The 17,915-nt window shown below is 65.8% G+C and carries 19 protein-coding genes; 9 read left to right on the forward strand and 10 right to left on the reverse strand.

What is annotated here, in order from left to right; genetic code table 11:
* The first annotated feature begins 193 nt into the window (after positions 1-193).
* Positions 194-700, forward strand: coding sequence for a histidine phosphatase family protein (locus tag VNW74_RS17915; RefSeq protein WP_325679175.1), 507 nt, complete (start codon positions 194-196; stop codon positions 698-700).
* Between the two features lie 13 nt (positions 701-713).
* Here the strand turns inward: VNW74_RS17915 and VNW74_RS17920 are convergent, their stop codons facing one another.
* The 4 genes from VNW74_RS17920 to VNW74_RS17935 all read right to left on the reverse strand — a co-directional run bounded on the left by VNW74_RS17920 (position 714) and on the right by VNW74_RS17935 (position 3,266).
* Positions 714-1,166, reverse strand: coding sequence for a hypothetical protein (locus VNW74_RS17920; protein WP_325679176.1), 453 nt, complete (start codon positions 1,164-1,166; stop codon positions 714-716).
* 569 nt (positions 1,167-1,735) lie between these two features.
* Positions 1,736-2,092, reverse strand: a complete 357-nt coding sequence (locus VNW74_RS17925; RefSeq protein ID WP_325679178.1) for a hypothetical protein — start codon at positions 2,090-2,092, stop codon at positions 1,736-1,738.
* A 71-nt stretch (positions 2,093-2,163) separates the two neighbouring features.
* A complete protein-coding gene (locus tag VNW74_RS17930; RefSeq protein ID WP_325679211.1) occupies positions 2,164-2,709 on the reverse strand; it encodes a DUF3558 domain-containing protein in 546 nt (181 codons plus the stop codon).
* Positions 2,710-2,717: 8 nt separating this feature from the next.
* Positions 2,718-3,266 (reverse strand): DUF3558 domain-containing protein, encoded by a 549-nt coding sequence (locus VNW74_RS17935; protein ID WP_325679180.1) that lies wholly within the window; start codon positions 3,264-3,266, stop codon positions 2,718-2,720.
* A gap of 172 nt (positions 3,267-3,438) precedes the next feature.
* Between VNW74_RS17935 and VNW74_RS17940 the strand changes: the two genes are divergently transcribed.
* Positions 3,439-5,193 carry an ABC transporter ATP-binding protein gene (locus VNW74_RS17940; RefSeq protein WP_325679182.1) on the forward strand — a complete coding sequence of 585 codons (1,755 nt, stop codon included), beginning with the start codon at positions 3,439-3,441 and terminating at the stop codon, positions 5,191-5,193.
* Positions 5,190-7,097 (forward strand): ABC transporter ATP-binding protein, encoded by a 1,908-nt coding sequence (locus VNW74_RS17945; protein WP_325679184.1) that lies wholly within the window; start codon positions 5,190-5,192, stop codon positions 7,095-7,097. The genes VNW74_RS17940 and VNW74_RS17945 overlap by 4 nt, the downstream gene beginning before the upstream one ends.
* A 163-nt stretch (positions 7,098-7,260) precedes the next feature.
* Here the strand turns inward: VNW74_RS17945 and VNW74_RS17950 are convergent, their stop codons facing one another.
* Positions 7,261-7,827 carry a hypothetical protein gene (locus VNW74_RS17950; RefSeq protein WP_325679186.1) on the reverse strand — a complete coding sequence of 189 codons (567 nt, stop codon included), beginning with the start codon at positions 7,825-7,827 and terminating at the stop codon, positions 7,261-7,263.
* Positions 7,828-8,098: 271 nt separating this feature from the next.
* Entirely contained in the window at positions 8,099-9,235 is a 1,137-nt protein-coding gene (locus VNW74_RS17955) for an adenylate/guanylate cyclase domain-containing protein (RefSeq protein ID WP_325679188.1), read from the reverse strand.
* Between the two features lie 39 nt (positions 9,236-9,274).
* Here VNW74_RS17955 and VNW74_RS17960 point away from each other — a divergent pair, with 39 nt between their 5' ends.
* On the forward strand, positions 9,275-9,769 hold the full coding sequence (locus tag VNW74_RS17960) for a DNA-deoxyinosine glycosylase (RefSeq protein WP_325679190.1): 495 nt from the start codon (positions 9,275-9,277) through the stop codon (positions 9,767-9,769).
* Here the strand turns inward: VNW74_RS17960 and VNW74_RS17965 are convergent.
* A complete protein-coding gene (locus VNW74_RS17965) occupies positions 9,764-11,155 on the reverse strand; it encodes an amidase (protein WP_325679192.1) in 1,392 nt (463 codons plus the stop codon). The two genes, VNW74_RS17960 and VNW74_RS17965, sit on opposite strands and share 6 nt — an antisense overlap.
* Before the next feature lie 11 nt (positions 11,156-11,166).
* On the reverse strand, positions 11,167-11,313 hold the full coding sequence (locus tag VNW74_RS17970) for a hypothetical protein (RefSeq protein ID WP_325679194.1): 147 nt from the start codon (positions 11,311-11,313) through the stop codon (positions 11,167-11,169).
* A 166-nt stretch (positions 11,314-11,479) separates the two neighbouring features.
* On the opposite strand from VNW74_RS17970, the gene VNW74_RS17975 reads away from it, so the two are divergent.
* From VNW74_RS17975 to VNW74_RS17985, 3 genes are read left to right on the forward strand one after another with little or no spacing between them, the layout of a single operon-like run.
* Positions 11,480-12,643, forward strand: coding sequence for a MalY/PatB family protein (locus VNW74_RS17975; RefSeq protein ID WP_325679196.1), 1,164 nt, complete (start codon positions 11,480-11,482; stop codon positions 12,641-12,643).
* Between the two features lie 4 nt (positions 12,644-12,647).
* Positions 12,648-13,076, forward strand: a complete 429-nt coding sequence (locus tag VNW74_RS17980; protein ID WP_325679197.1) for an HIT family protein — start codon at positions 12,648-12,650, stop codon at positions 13,074-13,076.
* Between the two features lie 10 nt (positions 13,077-13,086).
* A complete protein-coding gene (locus tag VNW74_RS17985; protein ID WP_325679199.1) occupies positions 13,087-13,533 on the forward strand; it encodes a nitroreductase family deazaflavin-dependent oxidoreductase in 447 nt (148 codons plus the stop codon).
* Here VNW74_RS17985 and VNW74_RS17990 read toward each other — a convergent pair.
* Both VNW74_RS17990 and VNW74_RS17995 read right to left on the reverse strand, forming a co-directional pair.
* Positions 13,530-14,567, reverse strand: a complete 1,038-nt coding sequence (locus tag VNW74_RS17990; protein ID WP_325679213.1) for an LLM class flavin-dependent oxidoreductase — start codon at positions 14,565-14,567, stop codon at positions 13,530-13,532. The two genes, VNW74_RS17985 and VNW74_RS17990, sit on opposite strands and share 4 nt — an antisense overlap.
* Positions 14,568-14,587: 20 nt before the next feature.
* Positions 14,588-15,436 (reverse strand): uracil-DNA glycosylase, encoded by an 849-nt coding sequence (locus tag VNW74_RS17995; protein ID WP_325679201.1) that lies wholly within the window; start codon positions 15,434-15,436, stop codon positions 14,588-14,590.
* Positions 15,437-15,513: 77 nt separating this feature from the next.
* On the opposite strand from VNW74_RS17995, the gene VNW74_RS18000 reads away from it, so the two are divergent.
* The gene (locus VNW74_RS18000; protein ID WP_325679203.1) at positions 15,514-16,764 is read left to right on the forward strand and encodes an MFS transporter; all 1,251 of its coding nucleotides are present in this window, start codon (positions 15,514-15,516) and stop codon (positions 16,762-16,764) included.
* 25 nt (positions 16,765-16,789) lie between these two features.
* The coding region (locus VNW74_RS18005; protein ID WP_325679204.1) for an FAD-binding oxidoreductase at positions 16,790-17,915 on the forward strand (1,126 nt) is incomplete at its 3' end.

The following is a 17,915-nucleotide window of genomic DNA, read 5'->3' on the forward strand; positions in this document are numbered from 1 at the left end:
CACCGCGAGTGTAGGACTCGGGGCCGACAAGTCCGGGGACCTCGATCGGCAGGTCCGACATTCGTGGGACGTGAAGCGGCGCGGGTCGTCTCATCGACGCGCAACAGTCACACCTGCCACATCAGTCCCGCGGGGAGTCGGCACGCGTTGTGCCTGCCTCTCAGCGAATATCGCTGCCGGTAACCTCGACCGGGTGGACCACCAAGACCGCACTCTGGTGTTGCTGCGACATGCGAAGTCGGCATATCCGGAAGGGGTGCCAGACCACGACCGACCACTTGCACCCCGGGGGCGGCGAGAAGCCGGACTGGCCGGCGACTGGCTGCGGGCCAACCTGCCTGCCGTTGACGCGGTGCTCTGCTCGACGGCGACGCGGGCCCGTGAAACCTTGGCGCACACCGCTATCGACGCGCCGGTTCGCTATGTCGACCGGCTGTACGACGCCACCCCCGGGACTGTGATCGACGAGATCAATCGCGTCGGCGACGACGTCGCCGTCTTGCTCCTCGTCGCACATGAGCCGACGATGAGCCAGGTGGCGTCGGGCTTAGCCGGGCCCGACAGCTCCAATACGGCTGCTGCCGAACGTATCTCGGAGAAGTTTCCGACGTCGGCGATGGCAGTGCTACGGCTCATCCGCAGCTGGAAAGACCTCGAACTCGGATCCGCCGAGTTAGTCGACTTTCACGTACCGCGCTGAGTCGAGCCGCGGCCTACTTCTTGCAGATCTCCACCGTTGCCTTGATCTTGTCGTCAAGACTTTGCCGCAACGCATCCTGAGTGAATTCCGCCGCGCCGGCGAGATAGCCGATCGCGAGCTCCTCAAGGTTGCTGGCCATGGCAGTGACCGATTTCGCTAGGTCAGCGGGAGTCGCAGGTTCTTGGCTCACCCGGTCTAGCAGATATGAGCCACCGCCATAGAACGCCAGCCGCGCGGCAGTCGCCACCGAAAGCGCGCCGATGGGCCCGCCGTTCTCCGGGTTCTTCAGGCGAGAGTTTCTGACGACCGCGCGGTCGACGATCATGAACGTCTCACAAATGTGCTTTTTCGCGTCTTTGGTTTGTTGATCGGTATAAGTAGGTGCAGATGACGCACTCTTGTGCGGGTAGAACCAGCCCGCGACGGCAACGCTCGTCGCGATGACGGCAAGCACCAGGGCCGCCACTGTCAACCACCGCGACAACCCCGACGCACGTGGGGCTGAATCGGGTTCCTTGGCATGTGACACCGGCACAGACTCGGTGACCTGCTGTGCGCGGTCAGACTCGGGCAAGGGTTCAGCAGCGTGCGCTGCCGAGGTTGGCTCTGTGTAAGGCGTTTCAGACATTCGACGATGGTATCGTTCGCGTCTACCGACTGGTAGCGGTTTGGGTGTCAAAAAATAGCGCTCTCAATCGCTTTGGCTGAACGCCCTGCATCGCGGAGGCAACGTCCGGTGCACCGGTGTGTTCGGCGTCGCTTTCGCCCTTTGCTAGCTAAGGAAATCTCAGCACCGACAGTTGCTCTCTTTCCGGTGCACTCGCCCGGGAGACGTCGAAGGCTCTCCGGATGATCCTTTGAATAAACAGCTTTGGGGCTATTGCTCCCCCTCTGGGTTTCAACCGACCTGGCCCGTCACGCCTTGCTGGCCATCGGCACTGGGGCTGACGGCCCAGCTACGAACGCCAATCGAATGGGAGACCCCCCGCCCCTCAGGTGCGGGGGGTCTGAGGTTGCGTCACGGACTCGGCCAGCCTAGCCCGCGAGGCCGGCTGCGCCGGTCGCGCCCTGCGCGCCTGCCCCGCCGACGTCGCCGACATTGCCCGGCACGCCGGGCAGCCAGTCATTGTTGGGCGGCACGAAGGCCGCTCCAGCAAGGCCGCCCGCGGCGCGATGGTCGCCGTTCTGCCCGGGGGTAGCGGGGATCACCGTCCCACTGGGCGTGGTGCTGGCATCCGTACCGTTCGCGCCGTCGGCGGCGGGACGCTGGGTGATGTCTTGACCTGGGTTGACGCCGCCCGCGCCGGTCGACACCCGCACCGCCGACGCCGCCGTCTCCGCGGTCATTTGCTGGTGCGACGTCCGATCCAAATGGTGCGCGGGCCGCAACATTCAGCTGGTCACAGCCCTATCGAACGCCCAGCAGAAAACTGCCGCGTTGAAGCATCTGCTTCACCGTGAAATCAGGAGTTCGTGGAGAGTGTCAGCTCCATGAGCTTGATCGCCTGTGCGCAGGCATCGATACCGGGCGCCTGCGGGTTCACCCACCACCCGACGACGCCCGCGGCGTCACTGGCGACACCGCACGAGCCGTTAGGGTCGTTCGGCCGCATCACGATCGACGTCACACCGGAGATCGTTCGGTTCTCGATCTGATACTTCAGGTACTCGGCAACCTTGCGCTCGTTGTCCAGGCTGCCTTGCTCAAACCAGAACCGGGTGATGTCGATCAAGCCGCCCGGGTTCTGCGCCTGCCAACGGCATATCGCGCCGACGAAAGTGCTCTGAATGTCTTGGGGGTCGGCGCCTACCGTCTTGGCCAGGACGTCGGTGGTGAGTACCTCACATTCCTTTTGCAAGTTCGGGTACTGCTGCTCGGAGTTGTTGTTGCGCGGTTCATCACCCAGGCCGGCCTTCTGCGCGGTACCGGCCACCGACTTTGTGCAGCCGGTCAGTACGGACACCGCAGTGGCCACGACGGCCACACCGACCAGGACCCGATGACGCACGGTGGCACTCACTTCGAGTTCGCAATCGACTCGCGCGCCAGTTCCTTGGCGATGTTGCACGCATCGGGGAACGGCTTCTGACTGAAGTTCACTGACCATTCGATGAAGTCGTCGTTGAACTGGATCCCGACCTCGCAGAGCGAGTCGCCCAGCACCGGATCGTTGCCGACGGCGACGAAGCCGCCATGGCCGTTGATGTTGATGTCCTGCACGCTCGACCGCGACAGCTCCTCGGTCTTGCGTTCACGGCCGATCGGGCTGCCGCGATACCAGGAGAAGGAGAAATGCGGGCCGAGAATACCGCCGCCCGCCAGCCACTGGCAGCCCACGGAATTCTTGGCGGTGTTGACCAGCCCGGTCACCTGCGTCAACTTGTTCACCGTCTCGTCGCTGACGCCGCCGCACTGCGGGAAGAAGGGACCGTGATGCCCCTGCCCAGCCGCCGCCGCGGACGACTCGGTCGACTGGGATTGGTCAGAGCCGGAATGGGAGCACCCTGCCACCACCGGTACCAAGGTCGCCGCCGTCAGGGCCAGCGCCGCCACATCACGCCGCACGGCTACGCGCACCTACTGCTGATCACACGATGCACTGTAGCGGCAGCACCTAGGCGCAACCATCGCACACGCGGTGACCTGTACTTTCTTATCCACCAGCGGGCCTCGTCGCAGCGGGAACTGTCCGGCGATCGTAACGCCTCGCCGTCTGGCGGTATGCAACAGTTACCGAATGCTCCTGGCACTGCTGCGCCAGTACGTCCGGCCGTATCGACGGCTGGTGGCGACGGTGATGACGCTGCAGTTGGTGAGCACCCTGGCTTCGCTGTACCTGCCGACGGTCAATGCCACGATCATCGACGACGGCATCGCCAAGGGAGACACCACCACGATCGTCCAGCTCGGCGGGGTGATGTTCGCGGTCACCGCGTTGCAGGTGGCCTGTTCGGTCGGCGCGGTCTACTTCGGCTCCCGCACCGGGATGGGGTTCGGCCGCGATCTCCGCTCGGCGATGTTCCATCAAGTCACCACGTTCTCCGAGCATGAGACCGCCCGGTTCGGCGCGCCGTCACTGCTGGTCCGCACCACAAATGACGTCCGCCAGATCCAATTCCTGGTGCAGATGACCTGCACGGTGCTGGTCACCGCCCCGATCATGTGTGTGGGCGGAATCTTCATGGCCATCCACCAGGACGCCGGTCTGTCCTGGCTGCTGGTGGTCAGCGTGCCGGTGTTGGTCGTGGCCAATTACTGGATCATCGGGCATACGATGCCGATCTTCCGCAGCATGCAGCGGCTGATCGACAACATCAACCGCGTGATGCGCGAGCAGTTGTCCGGTGTGCGGGTGATCCGGGCGTTCGCCCGCGAACCCTTCGAGCGCCAACGGTTCGCCGAGGCCAACGTCGCGCTGTCCAACACGGCGCTGAGCGCGGGCAATTGGCAGGCGTTGATGCTGCCGGTAACCACCTTGACCATCAACTGCTCCAGCGTCGCGCTGATCTGGTTCGGCGGCTTGCGCATCGACAGCGGTCGAATGCAAGTCGGATCCCTGATCGCGTTTCTCGTTTACTTCACGCAGATTCTGATGGCGGTGTTGATGGCGACGATGACCTTGATGGTGTTGCCGCGGGCCTCGGTGTGTGCGGAACGGATCAACGAGGTGTTGTCGCTGACTCCGGCGGTCACAAGTCCGGAGAAGCCGGTGCGTCCGACCAAAGATCTGCGCGGCGTGGTCCGGCTAGACGGCGCGACATTCCGCTATCCCGGCGCAGATCGTGCTGTGCTGCAGGATGTTTCGCTGACGGCACTGCCGGGCACCACCACGGCTATCGTCGGCAGCACCGGGTCGGGGAAGTCGACGTTGGTGTCGCTGATCTGCCGGCTATACGACGTGACATCCGGAGCCGTCCTGGTCGACGGCGTCGACGTGCGTAACCACGACCTCGACGAGCTGTGGTCAGGCATCGGGTTGGTGCCGCAGCGCGGCTACCTGTTCGCCGGGACTGTCGCCGACAACCTGCGTATCGGCGCGGTCCCCGGACAGGTTGTGACCGAGGACGCGATGTGGGACGCGCTGCGGGTGGCGGCTGTCGACGAATTCGTGCGGGCACATGACGACGGGCTGCAGATGCGGGTGGCCCAGGGCGGCATCAATTTCTCCGGCGGACAGCGGCAGCGGCTGGCGATCGCGCGGGCGGTGATCCGCCGTCCGGCGATCTACTTGTTCGACGACTCGTTCTCCGCGCTCGACGTGCACACCGATGCACGGGTTCGCGCTTCGCTGGCTGAGATCGCCGCCGACGCGACCGTGATCGTCGTCGCGCAACGAATCTCGACCGTCATCGATGCCGACCGGGTGATTGTCGTCGACGACGGGCGCGTCGTCGGTGCAGGCACGCACGAATCCCTGCTGGTGGAGTGTCCCACCTATCAAGAGTTCGCCGAATCGCAGTCGATGGACTCTCACGTGGGAGGGCAGCGGTGACCGCGACGACGGGCACGACGCCACGCGCGCCCCAGTACCCCAGTCAGCGGTCCCGCGACTTCAGCGGGTCTGCCGTTCGGCTGGTGAAGCGCTTGGCGCCGCAACGGCGAACGGCCGTCGCGGTGATGGTCTTGGGCATCGTCGGAACGGCAATCGGCGTCGTCGTTCCGCGGATCCTCGGCCATGCCACCGACTTGCTGTTCAACGGCGTGATGGGCCGACAGCTGCCCGCCGGCATCACCAAGGATCAGGCCATCGCGGCCGTGCGGGCCCGCGGCAACAACACCTTTGCCGACCTGCTGTCCGGGATGAATGTGGTCCCGGGCCGAGGTGTTGACTTCGGGGCGGTTGTCCGAACTTTGGCGTTGGCGCTGGTGATGTATCTGGTTGCAGCGCTGCTGGTTTGGGCACAGGCCAGGCTGCTGAACGTCACGGTGCGGCGCACACTGCAGGCGCTGCGCGCCGACGTCGAGGAGAAGCTACACCGGCTGCCGCTGGCCTACTTCGATTCCCGGCAGCGCGGCGAGGTGCTCAGCCGAGTCACCAATGACATCGACAACCTCCAGACGTCGCTGGCGATGACTATCACCCAACTGCTGTCAGCGGTCCTGACGGTGGTGACGGTGTTGGCGATGATGCTGACCATCTCGCCGCTGCTGACCGGGATCACCTTGCTGACCGTGCCGCTGGCGCTGGCGGTGACGCGGGCGATTACTAAACGTTCACAGCGACTGTTCGTCGCCCAGTGGACCAACACCGGCCGGCTCAACGCTCACATCGAGGAAACCTACAGCGGTTTCACCGTGGTCAGAACGTTCGGACAGCTCGCTGCGGCCGAAGACGAGTTCCGTCGGCTCAACGACGATTTGTACCAGGCCAGTTTCGGCGCGCAGTTCATCTCCGGTCTGGTGTCGCCCGCGACGGCGTTCATCGGCAACCTCAGCTACGCCGCGGTGGCGGTGGTGGGCGGGGTGCAGGTGGCGACCGGACAGATCACCGTGGGCAGCATCCAGGCGTTCATCCAGTACGTCCGCCAGTTCAACGCACCGATGAACCAGGTGGCATCGATGTACAACACCCTGCAGTCCGGGGTGGCCAGTGCCGAGCGGGTTTTCGACCTGCTCGACGAACCTGAAGAATCGCCGGACCGCGAACCACTATTGCCCTCACCCAACGGTGAGGGGCCGACAGGGCAGGTGAAATTCGACCATGTGAGGTTCGGCTATCGCCATGACAACCCGGTGATCGACGATGTCTCCTTCACCGCCGAACCGGGCAGCACGGTGGCGATCGTCGGACCGACCGGCGTCGGCAAGACCACGCTGGTGAACCTGTTGATGCGCTTCTACGACGTCGACTCCGGCCGGATCCTGGTCGATGGCATCGACATCGCGACGATCAGCCGGCACTCGCTGCGATCCCGCATCGGCATGGTGCTGCAAGACACCTGGCTCTTCGGCGGGACGATCGCGGAGAACATCGCCTACGGACGACCCGACGCCAGCGACGACGACGTGATCGACGCGGCCAAGGCCGCTTACGTCGACCGGTTCGTACACACGCTGCCGAACGGATACCAGACGCGGGTGAACGACGCCGGTAGCAACATCAGCGCCGGGGAAAGACAGTTGATCACCATCGCGCGAGCATTTCTTGCCCGGCCGCAGCTGTTGATCCTTGATGAGGCAACCAGCTCGGTGGACACCCGTACCGAGCTTCTGATAGCGAAGGCAACCCACGAGCTTCGGCGCGACAGGACCAGTTTCCTTGTCGCGCATCGTCTTTCGACCATCAGGGACGCCGACCTCATCCTGGTGATGCAGGCGGGCAAGATCGTCGAGCAGGGTAACCACAGCGAGCTGCTGACCCGGCGGGGTGCCTATTACGCGATGACGCAGGCTTAAAACCACTGGCTACAGCAGCACCGGCAACCGACCATGGCATCGTGATGACGTATGCGATATCACCGAGGCGTGATATCACCGGCGCCATCAAACTGCAGAAGGTAGTAATCCTCCTGCCAGGGACTGATGGGGCCGCCGAGTCTGTTGAGGTCGCGTTAGCGGCCTAGAGTTCCGGACCCTCGGTACGCAGGTCGTCGACCGCCGACATGGCGTCACGCAACTTGGCCAACCACTCTTCGGTGTGCTCGCCGACGAGTTTCACCGACCAGGCCAGCGCATCGGAGCGAGACCGGGCCACACCGGTGTCGACCAGGGTGTCGAGCACCTGCCGCTCCGGTTGCTTCAACCGCGTCATGACCGGAACCGCGATGTGAGTGAACAAGATCCGCTCACCACCGACCTCGACGCCCCAGGAAACCTTGCGGCCGAAACGATCCTGCGCCTCGTCGGCGATGCTCATCCGCTCCGACCGGGTCTCCTCACGAAAGCGCGAGACACGACCCGACGCGCGAGCTTCGCTTTCCTCTTTCTCGGCGCTGTCGGGGTCGGGCAGCTTACCGATGACCGTGATCTCCTCACGGTCGACGACGACTGTCGGGTCACCGTCGAACCAGGCGTCGGGCAAGCGTCCGGCGAACCAGTCCGAGGCGTCGCTGGCGTCGGGTTGGCCGGCTTGCTGCCAGCCGCCGGGGCGCCCGTAGCGCCCCCCGTGTCCATGGTGATGTCTCATGCTTACATGATTACACCGTTTCAAAATGTGCGGAAGGTTATTTCACCGGCAGCGAACGCCGGGCCGCCCTCGAGGTTCTGGTCGGTGGTCTGACAACGTCGGCCGAATGCCACTTGATGTGCCGAAAACCGTTGATATGGCCCGTGCAGAGTTGTAGCTTTAGTAGCGAAGCAGGCCCGGAACGCGACGAATTCCAAAGAGCCGGTCAACGGAGTGAAAACCGGCCGCGCAGGATAGATGAGACGCCTCCCAGCGTCCTCCGGGCCTGCCCCTATGCGTTCTCGTCGATGCTGTCGCCGCGCCGGGCGCGGTAAAGCCTGACCTCACCCTTGATGCCCTTGAGGTGCCGCGCGCCCGCGAACGACCAGCTGAAGCCCGCGCCGTCGCCGAGGTCGTCCCGCGCCGATTCGGCGGCCAGCACCGTTCCCGGCCGGGCGACCGCCGTCACGCGGCTGGCAAGATTTACCGGGCTGCCGAACCAGTCACCGGCCCGGCTCACCGCAGAGCCTGACGCGATGCCGGCCCGCAGCCGGGGGAAGTCGTTGTCGCCGTCGGTGATTTCGACAAGCTTGAGCACCGCGTCCAGCAGCGGCGCCGGATCCGGGCAGACGAACATCACCGCGTCGCCAATCGTTTTGATGAACCGCACCGGCGGGACCGCCGTGTCGCGGGCGAGGTCGGCCAGCCGGTTGGCGAGTTGCCCCAGCTCCTCGGGCGGCACCTCCTCACCCAGCCGGGTGAAGCCGACCAGGTCGGCGAAGGCGACCGCGACCTGCCGCGCACCCGCCAGCGGCTTACCCGCCGCCCGCTCACTGGCATTGACGGCCTCGGTCTCCATCGCGTGCCGCAGATGCATGAACAACATGTCCTCGATCATCGGGCCCAGCAGCGGCTTGATCTGGGTCACCAACGCGTGGGATCCCTTGGCGATCTCCAACTCTGTTGCCCCCGGACGCAAGATCGACGCGAGCGCGGTGTAGCGCATCACCTCGGCGGCGTGCGCCAGACCTTCGGCGAGTACCCGCACCACAAGCACGATGTTGTCGGGGTTCAGGCCCATCTCGATGAACCGCTGTGCGTAGGTGGCGGCCACGCCGTCGGCCCGCATGTGCACGACCGCGTCGGGGTCATCGACCCGCGACAATCCGATCGCGCGTTGCACCCGCTGTAGCAGGTCCAAATCGATGTCGTAGCTTTCGCTGATCTCCCGCGCCGACATGTACGTGCCGTCGTCGCCTATGACCCGCCGCGAGACCAGCAGCATGGGAGCGAACGCACCTCGGATCTCGTCGGCGGTGATGCCCTGTTCGAACAGCCACTCGATTAGCTCGGCGCGCTCGGCACGCGCGTTGCCTTCTAGATCACCGAGCAGCTCCGCAGTAACGTACGGGTCGACCGTGTCGTCCACGTCGCCAACGTATAACGCGGCGGGGCATCATGTGAATTGATGGTCACACCGCTGCTGGAGGGGTTCCCGCCCGTCGTCGACGACGACGCCGGGCTGCTGATCCTGGGATCGTTCCCCAGCGTGCAGTCGCTGGCGGCCCGCCAGTACTACGGTAACCCGCGAAATGCGTTCTGGCCGATCACCAGTGCGCTATTCGGCTTCGACGCGCAAGCACCCTACGAAACCCGGCTGGCCGCATTGCAATCCCATGGTGTGGCGCTGTGGGATGTGCTGCACGAGTGTCGCCGCGCGGGCAGCTCGGACGCCAAAATTGACAGGAAAAGCATGATGGCCAACGACTTTGGTCAACTATTCGCTAATTACTGCGGCATCACACGGGTCTACTTCAACGGCCACACGGCAGACAAGCTGTTCCACCGACTCGTCCACGTCGACGTGTCGATCCGCTACCAGCTCTTGCCGTCCACCAGCCCGGCGCGGGCGATGCCGCCCGGCCAGAAGCTGGACGCCTGGCGAGCGATCTCGCCGTCATGACACCGGCGGTCGCCGGTGCGACCATGGCCTGGCCGTCTCGATCTGTGCACTCAGCGCCAGCAGCGTCGCCTCGTCGCACGGGCGGCCGACCAGCTGCACCGACAGCGGAACGCCGTCGCGGTCCAGCCCCCATGGCACGGCGGCGGCCGGCTGTCCGGTGAGATTCCAGATCTCGAAGAACGGCACCCGCTGCGATACCAACAGCAGGGTCGAAATGCCGCCACGTCGTTGGTAAGCCCCAACCCGAGACGGCCCAGTGGCATTGCCGGGGGTGATGACGACGTCGACATCGTCGAAGATCGATTGGATCCGCTCGGCCACCGCCGACTCCCCCGCCCGCACCGTCGCCATCCGCCGCTCGGAAAGCAACGACCCGATGCGCGCCATGTTGCGGGTCCGCTTCTCCAGCCGGTCCTGGTGCGGCAGCTTGCGGACGTCGTCGTAGATCCCCCGGAAATAACGGGGCAGGAAATTGGCGTAGATGGCCGCCGGCGGATAGTCCGGGTCGCGCACGGCGACGTCGTGGCCGAGGTCGCGCAGCAATGCGCCGGCCTCGTCGACCGCCGCACGTTGCTCCTTGCCGACCTTGGCGATCAGCGGCGGTGGAACCTTAGTGCTCAACGCAATTCGCAGTCGACCGGGATCCTTGCGGGCGGCGCCGACGAATCCGCCGTCCGGGCCGGGCATCGTCGTCGTCACATCCAGAAACAACGCCGCGTCTTTCACCGACCGCGTGAGCGGCCCGTTGACACTCAGCCCGCACCACGCGTCGTCGTGGGGCACCAGCGAGACCCGATCGCGTTGCGGCTTGATCCCGAACAAACCGCACCAGCCCGACGGGATGCGGATCGAGCCGCCGCCGTCGGAACCCAAAGCCAGCGGTGCCAGCCCGGCAGCCACGGCGGCACCGCTGCCACCGCTGCTGCCGCCCGGCGTGAGCGCGGTGTTCCATGGGTTGCGGGTCGCGCCGAACGTCAGCGATTCGGTGAACGGGAAGATCATCAGTTCCGGCACATTTGTTTTGCCGATGATCACCGCGCCGGCGGCGCGCAATTGGCTGACCACCTCCGCGTCGCGGACTGCGGCAGTCGACACGGCGCCACTGCCGCATGCTGTCACTTCGCCGTCGACGTCGACGTCGTCTTTGATCGCGATCGGGATGCCCAGCAGCGGCAGCCGCTCGCCCGCATCGAGGCGGCGCTGCGCGGCCTCGGCTTCCCGGCGCGCGCTGTCGGTGAAGACCACGCGATAGCTCCGCAGCTGAGGATCCAACCGCGCGATACGGTCCAGGTACACCTCGAGCAACGCCGGTGCGGTGATCTCGCCGTCCACCAACATCCGCACCTGTTCGACTGCGCCCGCGAAGGCCAGATCTCCAGGGTCCACGTCAAGGCAGACTACTTGCTTGGCACCCAGCCCGGGGAGCCGGCGACCAACGGCGGGCAGGCCGGCGAGATCACGATCGAAATAGCTTCCAACTTCGGCGCCGCCTGATGCGAGGTAATCGCGCCTATCGCGATTCCGATCAGCACAACCGCAGCCATCGCAATTATGCCTATTGTCGCCGCCCAGTCCCTTGGCCACCTCATCACCATCACCACGCTCACGTCGACTCGCCACCACGCATTTCAGGCCACCAATCGACCCTCGCGCACGAGCCTGTGAACAACTCCGGTATCGGCTCTGACCTTTGTAGGAGGATTGGAAGCTATGGCCCGCACGGTGTTCGATCAATTGACTCCAGCGCAACTCCGCCAACGCAAGACGATCAAGTGGAACCTCTTCGGGCCGGACGTATTGCCGCTGTGGATCGCCGAGATGGACTTCCCCACCGCGCCAGCGGTGCTCGACGGCATCCGCGCCTGCGTCGGCAACGAGGAGTTCGGCTATCCGCCCATCGGGGAGGATGACTTGCCAAAGGCGACCGCCGATTGGTGCCGACGCCGTTACGGCTGGCACGTCTCGCCCGAGTGGGTCCGCGCGGTGCCCGATGTCCTCAAGGGCCTGGAAGTGGTCATCAACTTTCTGACCAGACCCGAGAGTCCGGTCGTGCTGCCGGTTCCCGCATATATGCCGTTCTTCGACCTGCTGCAGATCACCGGGCGTCAGCGCGTGGAAATTCCTATGCTGCAACAGGATTCCGGTCGATACGTGATGGATCTGGACGCGCTCGACGCCGCATTCGCCAGCGGGGCCGGATCGCTCATACTGTGCAACCCGAACAATCCGCTGGGCACCGCATTTTGCGAGGACGAGCTGCGCGCGATCATCGACATCGCCGCCCGCCACGACGCCCGGGTCATCGCCGACGAGATCCACGGACCGCTGGTCTACGGACGGCCGCACGTCGCCGCGGCCTCGGTATCCGACGCCGCCGCCGATACCGTCGTCACGCTGCTGTCGGCCTCCAAGGGGTGGAACCTCCCCGGCCTGATCTGCGCTCAGGTGATCCTGTCGAACGAGCGCGATGTCCGCGACTGGGGCCGGATCAACAAGCTGCACCACCAGATGGGCATCTCCACCGTCGGTATCCGTGCCAACATCGCCGCCTATAACCACGGCGCCGGCTGGCTCGACGAGCTGCTCGTCTACCTGCAGGCAAACCGCGACCACCTGGCCGCCACCCTGCCCGAACTGACCCCGGGGCTGAAGATCAATACTCCCGATGCCACCTACATGTCGTGGGTGGATTTCCGGGCGCTGAACCTGCCGACCGAGCCCGCCGAGCATCTGCTGTCGAAGGCCAAGGTGGCGCTTAGCCCGGGCATCCCATTCGGCGCCAGCGTCGGCTCGGGTTTCGCGCGGCTGAACTTCGCAACCACCCGCGCAATCGTCGACCGCGCGATCGACGCGATCGCCGCGGCGCTACCGTGACGGCATGTCGTGTGTGTTCTGTGCGATCGTCACCGGTGAGGCGCCGGCCATCCGCATCTACGAGGATGACGACTACCTGGCCATCCTCGACATCCGCCCGTTCACCCGCGGCCACACGCTGGTGATGCCGAAAAAACACACGGTGGATCTGACCGATACCCCGGCGGAGACCCTGGCCGACATGGTGGCGATCGGACAGCGGATCGCCAAGGCGGCACGCGCGACGGAGTTGGCCGACGCCACCAATGTCGGAATCAACGACGGGTCCGCCGCCTTCCAATCGGTGTTCCACATTCACCTGCACGTGCTGCCGCGGCGCAACGGCGACAAGCTGTCGGTGGCCAAGGGGATGCTGCTGCGCCGCGACCCCGATCGCGAGGCGACCGGTCAGATCCTGCGGGAGGCGTTGGCGCGGATCGACGCCGGACGGTAATACTGGGCGCATGCCTCTTCCGTCCTGGCTTGAGCAGGGTGTGCTGCCGCGAGTGTTGCGAGTACACGACATTGTTTACCGAAACACGAACGGCTGGATCGGGCATCGGGCGCTGGGGTTTCCCAGCCTGCTGTTGCACACCGTCGGCGCCAAGACCGGCGTAGCCCGCGCCGCGTCGCTGATCTATGCTCGCGACGGCGGTGACTACTTGGTCGTCGCTTCGAAGGCCGGCGACCCGAAGGCGCCCGGCTGGTATCACAACCTGAAGGCCAATCCGAACGTCGAAATCAACGTCGGGCCAAAGCGTTTCGGCGTCACAGCCAAACCCGTGCTACCCGACGATCCGGATTACGCGCGGCTGTGGCAGATCGTCAACAAGAAGAACAGCAACCGATACGAGGCATACCAAAAGAAAACGTCGCGGCCGATTCCGGTCGTGGTGCTAACGCCGCACTAGAACAGCTCCTTGGCCAGCAGCTCCAGCGTCGTCTCGCGACCCGGGGCGGTGGCCGGATCGGTGCCGCGGTGTGCCGACGCGACAGGGTGAACCATCACCTCGTCGACATCGAACCGCCCAGCCAGCGCGCGTAGTTGGTCGGCGGCCTCGGCGGGTGTCCCGAGCACCGCGCGGCGCAGCCCGCTGCTGACGATGTGCTGCTGCTCGGGTGTCAGTTCGGCGCCGTCAGCCTCCTCGACGAGCTCCAGCGGACCGAGCGGTTGCCCGGTCCGCAACCGGGCCATCATGTGCAGGTTGGGCAGCATCAGCGCCATTGCCTCGTCACGGGTTTCGGCCACCGCGGCATTGACGGTCAGGAATGTCACCGGTTCAGCCGCCAGCTCGCTGGGCACGAACTGCGACCGGTAGAGCGCGAGCGCCTCCTCGGTCCCCTGGCCCGAGAAGTGGTGAGCGAACACGTAGGGCAGCCCCTTGGCGGCGGCCAACCGGGCCGAATACAGCGACGAGCCGAGCAGCCACAGCCGCGGCTCGCTGGCGGCGGCCGGGGTGGCCTTGAGGATGTAGTCGCCGTCGCGCAACTGCACGGGCACTCCGCGGGGGCTCATCATCGCCCGCACGTGGTCGAGGTACTCCGGAAACTGGTCGATATCGCGGTCGTCCCGTCCGGCGGCGCCGCGCAACAAAACCGACGTCACCGGATCCGAGCCGGGCGCTCGGCCGATGCCGAGGTCGATGCGGCCCGGCGCGGCCGCTTCCAACAGCGCAAACTGTTCGGCCACCGCCAGCGGCGCATGATTGGGCAGCATCACCCCACCTGACCCCAGCCGCAGCTGCGAAGTCTGCGCCGCGAGATAGGCGATTAACACCGGCGGGCTGGTCGCGCCCACCGATGGCATGTTGTGGTGCTCGGCAACCCAATAGCGGGTGAAGCCCAGGCGGTCGGCGGTCTGTGCCAGCCGCACGGTGGCCGCCAGCGCATCCGCGGTGGTCTGGTCGGTGCGCACCGGAACGAGATCAAGCACAGAAAGCCGCATGACGACGTCAACGCCGGCAGTCACCCGGATAGTCCTGCGATCGCAGCGGCCCGGCCGAAGACATCGTCGAGCATCGCCGTCGTCAGCTTGCCGGTGAAGGTGTTCTGCTGACTGGGGTGATAGCAGCCCAGCAGAACCACCTCCCCGTGAGCGGCACGCAGAGTCGCGGCGGCGCCGTGGCCGAATTTCGGCTGCGGGCGAGGAACTTGACCACCTCCGGAGCGGACCATGTCCAACGACGAGCGCCAGCCGAATCCGCCTAGCGCCACGATGACCCGGACGTCGCCGCCGGTCAGCCGCCACTCGGCGGTCAACCACGGCGCGCACGTCGCCCGCTCGGCGGGTGTCGGGGCGTTGTCGGGCGGCGCACACCGCACCGCCGCTGCCACCCGGGTGCCGTTCAGCGTCAGGCCGTCGGCGGCGTCCACGCTGATCGGCGACGTGGCCAAGCCGGCCCGGTACATGGCCGCGTACAGCACATCGCCGGATCGATCGCCGGTGAAGACCCGACCGGTTCGGTTGGCGCCGTTGGCGGCCGGGGCCAGCCCGATGATCATCAGCCGCGGACGCTCGGCACCCCAGCCCGGCACCGGCCGGCCCCAATACGGCTGCTCGGCAAACGAGCGTCGTTTGGTCAGGGCGACCTGCTCCCGCCACTCGACCAAGCGCGGGCAGGCTCGGCACACCGACACCTCGGCGTCGAGCTGTGCCAGTGATTCGACGGCGAGAGCCATCGCGGCCACCTGCGCATGCACCGATGCCACCGCGGTGCGAGCGGTCGCCGGATCGCCGGGCCAGCCGGTGCCGGGCGTGACCGGAGAATCGAAGAGAGCACCGGTCCGTGGGTGGGCGAGATGGGCGAGGCTCACCGCTCTACTGTGCACGAACGGTGAAATTCGCTCGCCCGCCGGGCACGGGCGCTGCTAGATTGCCTCCCCGAATTCCCATGGTCACTTCTTCCCCTGCGTCCCTGCCGTCCCGCCGCCCGATCTTTCTGATCCTGTTCGCGGCGTTGGCCGCTGCCGCCGGCAACGGTATTTCGCTGATCGCGTTTCCCTGGCTGGTGTTGCAGCACAACGGCAGCGCATTCGATGCCTCGATCGTCGCGGGCGCGGCCTCGCTGCCGTTGCTGTTCTCCACGCTGATCGCCGGTACTGCGGTGGATTACCTTGGCAGAAGGCGTGTTTCGCTTGTCTCCGATGCACTTTCGGCGACCACCGTGGCAGCGGTTCCAGTGTTGGCGATCGCGTTCGGCCACCGCAGCATTACCGTCGGCGTGCTCGCCGCGCTGGCCGCACTGGGCGCGCTGTTCGATCCGGCCGGCATCACGGCGCGGCAATCGATGTTGCCCGAGGCCGCGACGAATGCCGGCTGGACCCTGGACCGCACCAACGGCTTTTACGAGGCCATTTTCAACGTCGCCTACATCGTCGGCCCAGGGCTCGGTGGATTGCTGATCGCCACGATCGGCGGCATCAACACCATGTGGGTCACCGCCGGCGCCTTCGGTGTATCCATGCTCGCGATCGGCGCGTTGCGGTTGCCCGGCGCCGGAGCGCCACCGAGCGCGGCACGCCCCGATGGGCCGTGGTCCGGGATGGTCGATGGGCTTCGGTTCGTGTGGAATCTCAAGGTGCTGCGCACGCTGGCACTGGTCGACCTGGCAATGACCGCCCTGTATCTGCCGATGGAAAGTGTGCTGTTCCCCAAGTACTTCACCGACCGCCATGAGCCCGCCCATCTGGGGTGGGTGCTGGTGGCGTTGAGCATCGGCGGATTAGCCGGCGCGCTGGCTTACCCGCTGCTGATCCGCCGCGTGAGCAGGCGGTGGACGCTGCTGACGGCCATGTTGACGCTGGGCGTCTGCACCGCACTGATATCGACGCTGCCGCCGTTGCTGCTGATCCTGCTGCTGTGCGGGCTCATCGGACTCGTCTACGGGCCGATCGCCCCGATCTACAACTACGTCATGCAGTCAAAGTCCCCGCCGGAGCTGCGCGGTCGGGTTGTCGGTGTGATGACGTCGTTGGCGTACGCCGCCGGCCCACTGGGCTTCATGCTGGCCGGGCCGCTGACCGATGCGACCGGGCTTCGGACGACGTTTCTGGTGTTGGCCATTCCGATGATCGCCATCGGCCTGGTGTCACTTCGACTTTCTTCGCTTCGAGAGCTGGACGAGTCGTCTGCCGTCGACTAGGCGCCGCGTCCGTAGGATCCCTGTCATGGGCGCCGATGTGCTGGCCGGCCTGATCGCGGGGCTGCCGGAGGGGATGGTCGTTACCGACCCCGCGGTGACCGAGTCCTACCGGCAAGACCGCGCGTTCGACCCATCGGCGGGAAAGCCGATAGCGGTTGTGCGCCCGCGACGCACCGAAGAGGTGCAGACCATCATGCGGTGGGCCAGCGCAAACCATGTCCCGGTGGTGACTCGCGGCATGGGCACCGGCCTGTCCGGGGGCGCAACCGCGGTGGATGGCGGGATCGTCTTGTCCACCGAAAAAATGCGCGACATCGTCGTCGACCGGGTCACCCGCACCGCGGTGTGCCAACCCGGGCTGCTCAACGCAGAGGTGAAAAAGACGGTCGCCGAGTATGGGCTCTGGTATCCGCCCGACCCGTCGTCGTATGAGATCTGCAGCATCGGCGGCAACATCGCGACCAACGCCGGCGGGCTGTGTTGTGTGAAATACGGCGTCACCACCGACTATGTGCTTGGCGTGCAGGTGGTGCTGGCCGACGGCACCGCGGTCCGGCTCGGCGGACCGCGGCTCAAAGACGTCGCCGGACTGAGCCTGACCAAGCTGTTTGTCGGCAGCGAAGGCGCACTGGGCGTGATCACCGAGGTCACGCTGCGCCTGGTGCCGCCGCAACAGCCGTTGAGCACGGTGGTCGCCAACTTCGCGTCGGTGGAAGCCGCTGCCGAAGCGGTACTGGCGGTGACCGCAGGGCTGCGCCCGGCGATGTTGGAGTTCATGGACTCGATCGCGATCAACGCGGTGGAGGACAAGCTGCGGATGGGCCTGGACCGCGGGGCCGCCGCACTGCTGCTGGGCGCCTCCGATGAACGCGGGAACGGCCGGGCCGAAGACGCCGAGTTCATGGCCGAGGTGTTCAGCAAATCCGGTGCGACCGAAGTGTTTTCGACCGACGATCCGGAGGAAGGCGAGGCGTTCGTCGCCGCCCGCCGGTTCGCGATCCCCGCTGTCGAGCTGAAGGGTCCGCTGCTCCTCGAGGATGTCGGAGTGCCGCTGCCCGCGCTGGCCGACTTGGTCGGTGGGATCGCGCGTATCGCCGCCGAACGCGATCTGATGATCTCGGTGATCGCTCACGCCGGCGACGGCAACACCC

Source organism: Mycobacterium sp., assembly GCF_035570115.1.
GTDB lineage: Bacteria > Actinomycetota > Actinomycetes > Mycobacteriales > Mycobacteriaceae > Mycobacterium.